Genomic DNA, 6,088 nt, shown 5'->3' on the forward strand with positions numbered 1-6,088 from the left:
CGCAACCAGGAGGCCCCGGTGCCCGCACGCTACGGCGACCTGCTCACCAACGGCACCTTCCGCGACGGCTTCACCGGCTGGTGGCGCGGCGACAGCGCCTACGTCAGCGTCACCACCCCCGGCACCGGCCTGGAGGCCACCGCCACCACCGACGCCGTCAACCTCTCCGACGCCCTGATCGGCCAGGACAACCTGCCGCTGCGCACCGGCTGCCGCTACACCCTGGCCTTCACCGCGCGCGCCAGCCAGCCCGGCACCCGGCTGCGCGCCGCCCTCGGCCTGGCAACCACGCCGTGGACTGCCGTGCTGGACAAGACCGTGACCCTGGGCACGGCCGACACGTACTTCACGTTCACCTTCACCGCGGGCCTGGACATCGGTGCCGGACAGCTCAGCCTCCAGTTCGGGCAGGCGACGTCGGTCACCGTCTACCTCGCCGAGATCCGCCTGACCACCTCCACACCCGCCGAGGGCTTCTTCACCGACCCCGCCTCCCACGCCGCGAGGTGGCTGGCCGCCCACCCCGACGACCCGCGCGCACAGAAGATCGAACGATCCATCGCCCGCCGTCCCGGCGCCCGCTGGATCACCGGCCCCGGCAGCGACGTGGACAGCTACCTCACCGCCGCAGCCGCCGCAGGCCAGCTCCCCATCGTCGCGTTGCACCACCTCGTCGGGCGCGTGGGCGGCGCACCATCCGCCGAGGCCTACCGGGGCTGGATCGACGCCGCCGCGGCAGCCATCGGCGACCGGCCGGCCATCGTCATCCTCGAGCCGGGCTCGCTTGCCCGGCTCGAGGACCTGCCGGAGACCGCGCGCGCCGAGACCACGGCGCTGGTCGCCTACGCCGCCCGGGCCCTGGGGGCGCTGCCCGCCGTCACGCTCTACCTCGACGGCGGCACCGCCCAGGGGATCCCGCCCGCGCAGATGGCCGCCCGCCTGAAGGACGCCGGTGTCGAGCACGGGCGCGGCTTCGCGGTCAACGTCGGCCACTTCGACGCCATCGACGTCTGCTGCACCTACGCCCGGCAGGTCACCGCCGAGCTCAGCCGCCTCGGCGTCGGCGGTGCGGGATTCGTGGTGGACACCGCCCGCAACGGCAGCGGCGCCATGGACGCGACCGGCCAGCACGTCGGCTGGTGCAATCCGGCCGGACGCCGACTGGGCGTGCCCAGCTCGATCGGCGTGGCCGGAGCCGACTACCTGCTGTGGGTGAAGTACCCCGGCGAATCGGACGGGGCTTGCGGCATCGGCCCCGACATCCCTGCGGGCACCTTCTCTCCCTATCTGGCCGAACGCCTCATCGACGGCACCTGAGCCACTGCCGGCGCCTTGAGGCTCGCCCCCGGGGCAGGCCCCGGCCCGCGCACGCGGGTCCGCCACCGCGCGGGGCGCACCTAGAATGGATCACGGCACCTGAGGCGACCCTCCGCCGAGCGCCGCCGCGACTTCGCGGACTGCACCGCACCCCCGAGGGAGTTACCGGGCCCGCCGCTGCGCGGCCCCGGGGCGACCGGAATCCGGGGCGCGGGGGAGAGCGGACCACACGGTGCCCACCACACACGGCGTACTGGTACGCCACTACACCCCTCATCCGGCGCTCGGCCGCCACCAGGTCCTCGACGCGCGCTCGCTGGCCCACCGCCGACGCCACCACGGCGCTGCGCTGCGCGCGGTCCGCTGGCAGCCCGCCATCCCCGTCCTGAACCAGCAGGACCTGGTCGCCCAGGGCATCGAGACCTCCGCGCTCGTGGCCGGTGCCCCGGACGTCGACGCGGTCGGCTCGTGCACCGCGAATGCCGCCGCGGCCGCGCTGTCTGTCCTGCTGGACCCTGACGGCCTCGCGCGCGCCGGACTGGCGACCAACGACGCGGCCGCCGCCGAACGCTGGGCCATCGCCCTGTACGCCGAGGCCACCGCCCTGGACGAGTTCATCCCCTACCAGTGGCCGCCCGCCGACAGCGGCAGTTCCGGCCTCGGCGTCGCCCGCGCGCTGAAAGCCCGCGGCCTGATCGGCTCCTACACCCACGCCCTAGACGCCGACGCGCTCGCCGCCGCCCTGCAGGACGGCCCGGTGCTGCTCGGACTGCCCTGGTTCACCGCCTGGTTCACCCCGGGCCGCGACGCCTTCGTCGACACCGTCCCGTACTGGCGCACCTCCGGGCTGGCCGGCGGCCACGAAGTGTGCGCGATCGGTCTCGAGGAGGTCGCCCAGCACCGCGACGGCCGAATCATCCCGGAGCGCACCGTGCTGCGGCTGCGCAACTCCTGGGGCCCCGCGTGGGGCCAGGGCGGCGACTTCTTCCTGCGGCTGTCCACCTACGTCGCCCTGCGCGAGCAGATCGACGCGATCCAACTCCACCTCTGAGGAGGAGCGCCATGCCCACCTTCCACGCTGCCGTCGTCCATCCCGACCAGTCCGTCACCTACTGCGGCACCGTCGACCAGGACCACGTCGACCAGGCCGCCGCGATCGCGCACCTCGACACCACCCCCCGCGTCCTGCGCGAACACCCCCGCCACCCCGGCTCGCTGTTCGTGCTGCGCGAGGACGGGGACCTGGACTGGTACCAGCCCCTGGACGCCGCCCCCGCCCCCGTCCGCGCGCCGGACCCCGCACCGCGCCCCGGCCCCACCGACGCCGAGCTGCCCGGCCCTGAGGACCTGCCCCGCGGCGCCACCGGCACCGTGTGGATCCCCGGCGCCATCCGGCTCGGCAGCGGCTCCATCGGCGGGCCCATGGACACCCCGCACAACCCGCCGCGCGTCGTGCACCACTCCACCGAGTCTCCGGCCGGAGGCCGCTACCTGGAGTCGGTCGGCTCCTACCTCATCCGGGTCGGCGCCGAGCCGCAGCTCATCTACTGCCCGGTCACCGACCGCGTCGGGCAGTTCGGGCCGCTGCACCTCAGCGGCCGCGCCCTGCGCAACGACGGCCGCCGCCGCACCAACCGCGAGGGCCGCGTCTGCATCCAGATCGAGGTCCTCGGCCGCGCGAAGACCCCGTGGACCAACGGATGGGACCCGGCGAAGAAGCCGGGCTGGCAGAGGATCCTCAAAGCCGCGCGCTCCTGGGGCGTACCGGACGTCTTCCCCGCCGGGCCGCCGGCGAAGTACCCCGGCCCGGGCAAGCCCCGCTCCCGCAGCATCTGGCAGTCCAAGGGCGGCCACTTCTCCCACGGCGACGTCCCCGGCAACGACCATGGCGACCCGGGGGCCATCAGCACCGCCAAGGTGCTGCTCAAGACCGACACCACCCCGCCCTCCGAGCCGTCTCCGGGCAGGCCCAAGCCCAAGGTCAGCGTCGCCCGGCTGGTCGCCGCGGCGAAGAAGGACCTCCCCGCGGCCGACGGCCACACCACCCACCCCGCCGACGTCCGCATCGTCGAACGCGCCCTGGCCGCCGAGGGCCTCCTGGAGGAGCGGTACGTCGACGGCAGCTTCGGCACCAAGACCAAGACCGCCTACGCCGCCTGGCAGCGCAGCAAGGCCGGCGGCTCCTACACCGGCGCCGCCGCTGACGGCATCCCCGGCCTGGCCTCCCTGCGCCGCCTGGCCGCGCGCCACCACTTCACCGCCACCGCCTGACCCCACGAGGAGTACCCCCGCCATGACCCAGCCCACCACCGCCCGCTTCCTGGCCGACCTGGCCGAGCGCACCGGCCTGACCTACCTCGAGACGCTCCTGGGCCTGCTGCTGGCCGGCCAGGTCACCGACATCGTCGACCTGTCCTTCTGGCAGTCCGCCGCCGTCGCCGCCCTGCCCGCGGGCCTCACCGTGATCAAGGGCGCCATCGGCAGCCGCCTCGGGCAGATCGGCACAGCCTCCTGGCTGCCCGCGCCCTCCGACCCCACCCACCGCTTCTGACCCCCTGACCCAAGGACCGGATCGTGCCCGACGGAGAGGTAGCCCTCGAACTGGCCGAACTGCGGCGCTCCCTCGAAGTCGGGCTCGCCCGGATCGACGGCCAGCTCGCGCTGATCGCCCAACGCTCCGACCAGACCGAGAAGGATCTCGCGGACCTCGAACAGCGGGTCACCGTGCTGGAGCGCGCCCGCTGGCCGCTGCCCACCCTCAGCGTCCTGATCGCCCTGGGCGCCCTGGTCATCGGGGCGTGGACCGCCCTGTCACGCTGACCCACCCGCGAAAGGAGGCACCGCTGATGGACGCGTACGGCTCCTACGCCGAGCTCGCCCGCAAGCAGATCGAAGGCATCGACTACCAGCGCCTGTGGCGCGCCTCCCAGTGCTCTTCCCTGCTGCACCTGGCCATCCACGGCGGCGGCATCGAACAGGGCACCAGCGAGCTCGCCGAAGCGGCCGCCGACAGCATCCACGACCTGTACGTGTTCGACGGCCTCAAGCCCGCCAACAACAGCGAGCTGCACATCACCAGCGTCCGCTTCGACGAGCCGACGGCCCTGCAACTGGTGCAGGCGGCCAGCCATGTCGTGGCCTGGCACGGCGCGGCCGGGACCGCCCCGGCCACCCTGGTGGGCGGCCGCGACTACGTCCTGCGGGACCGCATCGCCCTGGAACTGACCCGCGCGAACTTCACCGTGCAGATCGCGCCCGGCAACCTCGACGGCAGCGAGGAGGCGAACATCTGCAACCGCGGCGCGCGCCGCATGGGCGTCCAGCTCGAACTGACCACCGCGCAGCGCCAGGCCTTCTTCGAGGGCGGAGACCTCTCCCGCCCCAACCGCGACAAGGTCACGCCCGCCTTCACCACCTACGTCAGCGCCGTGCGCCGCGCGATCGCCCAGGCCCTGGTGACGCAGGTGCGGGGATGAGCCCGGCGAGGCCCGGTCAGGCGCTGACGGGCGCGCCCGGGCCGCGGCGGTGACGGCCGCGCGTGTCGATGACGAGCACCGGCGGGCAGGCGGGGCAGGAGATGAGATCGGGGCCGATCCAGCGCCACCCCGCGTCCCACAGCGCCGAGTGGTCCCTGTCGGACGGCAGGTCGGCGGTTTCACCGCAGGCGGTGCACTGGATGGACATGCGGCGGGTCAGGGTCGACATGGCTGCACCGTAACGCCCGCCGGGCCCGGTGGGGGAATCCGGGCGCCCGGTCAGGCCGTGGGGGGCCGGTAGACCAGGGTGTACCGCTCGGCGAGCACCACCGTCTCCAGGACGCGGGCGGCGCCGGCCGCAGGGCGTTCCACGCGCGTGGCCACGGTGACGATCTGGCCGACCACGCCTTCCAGCGCCCGGGCCTCGGTGTCCAGCGCGGGCCGTGCGGTGATCTCCACCTCCGGGGCGGCGGGCGTGGCCTTCCCGCTCGCCAGCTGGTAGGCCGTCAGCACCTGCACGGCGGCGCCGTCCTGCCGGAACAGCCGAACACGGCGCTTGACCTTGCGGCCCGCGGTGATGCCCAGCCGCCGGGCCGCGCCCGCGGGCGCGGGGACGCTCGCCACCGGCTCGAGCTCGATCACATCGGGGAACAGGCCTGATTCGCCGTTCTCCAGGCGGAACACCGGCTGTTCGGCGTCGGGGGAGTCGTGCAGGACGAGGCGCTGCGGCTCGGGCCGCTCCCGCACGTAGGTTCCATCGCCGGTACGGGCCACCAGCAGGCCCTCGGCCACCAGGACCTTGCGGGCCTCGAGGATCACGGTGTCGGAGACCCCGAACCGCTCCTGCAGTTCCGTCAGCGACGCGATCCGGTCGCCGGGACGCAGCCGCCCCTCAGCGATCTCGTCGCGCAGTTCCTGGGCGACGCGCCGGTAGGCCGTCGTGCGCCTGGCCACACAGTCCCCTCGTCGTCTCTCGTACGCACAAAGCGCCCGCCAGGACCGGGACGGCGCTCGCCAACCGCGCGTGCGCCCCTTCCAGGACCTGACCGGTCTCCGCCTTGGCGTGGGCCGGGTGCCCGACTGACGGTGTGTCCGGCCGTCATGTCGTCTTAATCATGGCACGGCATCCGGCCTGGCCACAGTGATCCACTCGTACCGCGGCAGCACCGGTTCATGCTCCCGGGAACTCAACGGTCTCGGACCGCGCCGAGGCCCCGGGGGGGGGGGGCGGGCCCGCCCCCGCGGGGGGGGGGGGGGGGGGGGCGCGGCGGCGGGCGGGGGGGGGGGGGGGGCCC

Annotated in this window: 8 protein-coding genes; 6 read left to right on the forward strand and 2 right to left on the reverse strand. The window is 74.2% G+C overall.

What is annotated here, in order from left to right:
• Positions 1–18 precede the first annotated feature (18 nt).
• The 6 genes from QK440_RS26795 to QK440_RS26820 all read left to right on the forward strand — a co-directional run bounded on the left by QK440_RS26795 (position 19) and on the right by QK440_RS26820 (position 4,793).
• A complete protein-coding gene (locus QK440_RS26795) occupies positions 19–1,317 on the forward strand; it encodes a glycoside hydrolase family 6 protein (RefSeq protein ID WP_282795790.1) in 1,299 nt (432 codons plus the stop codon).
• 232 nt (positions 1,318–1,549) lie between these two features.
• Entirely contained in the window at positions 1,550–2,368 is an 819-nt protein-coding gene (locus QK440_RS26800; RefSeq protein ID WP_282795791.1) for a hypothetical protein, read from the forward strand.
• 11 nt (positions 2,369–2,379) lie between these two features.
• Positions 2,380–3,588 (forward strand): peptidoglycan-binding domain-containing protein, encoded by a 1,209-nt coding sequence (locus QK440_RS26805; RefSeq protein ID WP_282795792.1) that lies wholly within the window; start codon positions 2,380–2,382, stop codon positions 3,586–3,588.
• 22 nt (positions 3,589–3,610) lie between these two features.
• Entirely contained in the window at positions 3,611–3,868 is a 258-nt protein-coding gene (locus QK440_RS26810) for a hypothetical protein (RefSeq protein WP_282795793.1), read from the forward strand.
• Positions 3,869–3,891: 23 nt separating this feature from the next.
• Complete coding sequence (locus QK440_RS26815; protein ID WP_282795794.1) at positions 3,892–4,137, forward strand: hypothetical protein; 246 nt, start codon at positions 3,892–3,894, stop codon at positions 4,135–4,137.
• Between the two features lie 26 nt (positions 4,138–4,163).
• On the forward strand, positions 4,164–4,793 hold the full coding sequence (locus QK440_RS26820) for a poly-gamma-glutamate hydrolase family protein (protein WP_282795795.1): 630 nt from the start codon (positions 4,164–4,166) through the stop codon (positions 4,791–4,793).
• Between the two features lie 16 nt (positions 4,794–4,809).
• Here the strand turns inward: QK440_RS26820 and QK440_RS26825 are convergent, their stop codons facing one another.
• Positions 4,810–5,022, reverse strand: coding sequence for a hypothetical protein (locus QK440_RS26825; protein ID WP_282795796.1), 213 nt, complete (start codon positions 5,020–5,022; stop codon positions 4,810–4,812).
• 50 nt (positions 5,023–5,072) lie between these two features.
• A complete protein-coding gene (locus QK440_RS26830; RefSeq protein WP_282795797.1) occupies positions 5,073–5,747 on the reverse strand; it encodes a GntR family transcriptional regulator in 675 nt (224 codons plus the stop codon).
• Positions 5,748–6,088: the final 341 nt, after the last annotated feature.

Source organism: Streptomyces sp. CC224B (genome assembly GCF_030010595.1).
Lineage (GTDB): Bacteria > Actinomycetota > Actinomycetes > Streptomycetales > Streptomycetaceae > Streptomyces > Streptomyces longispororuber.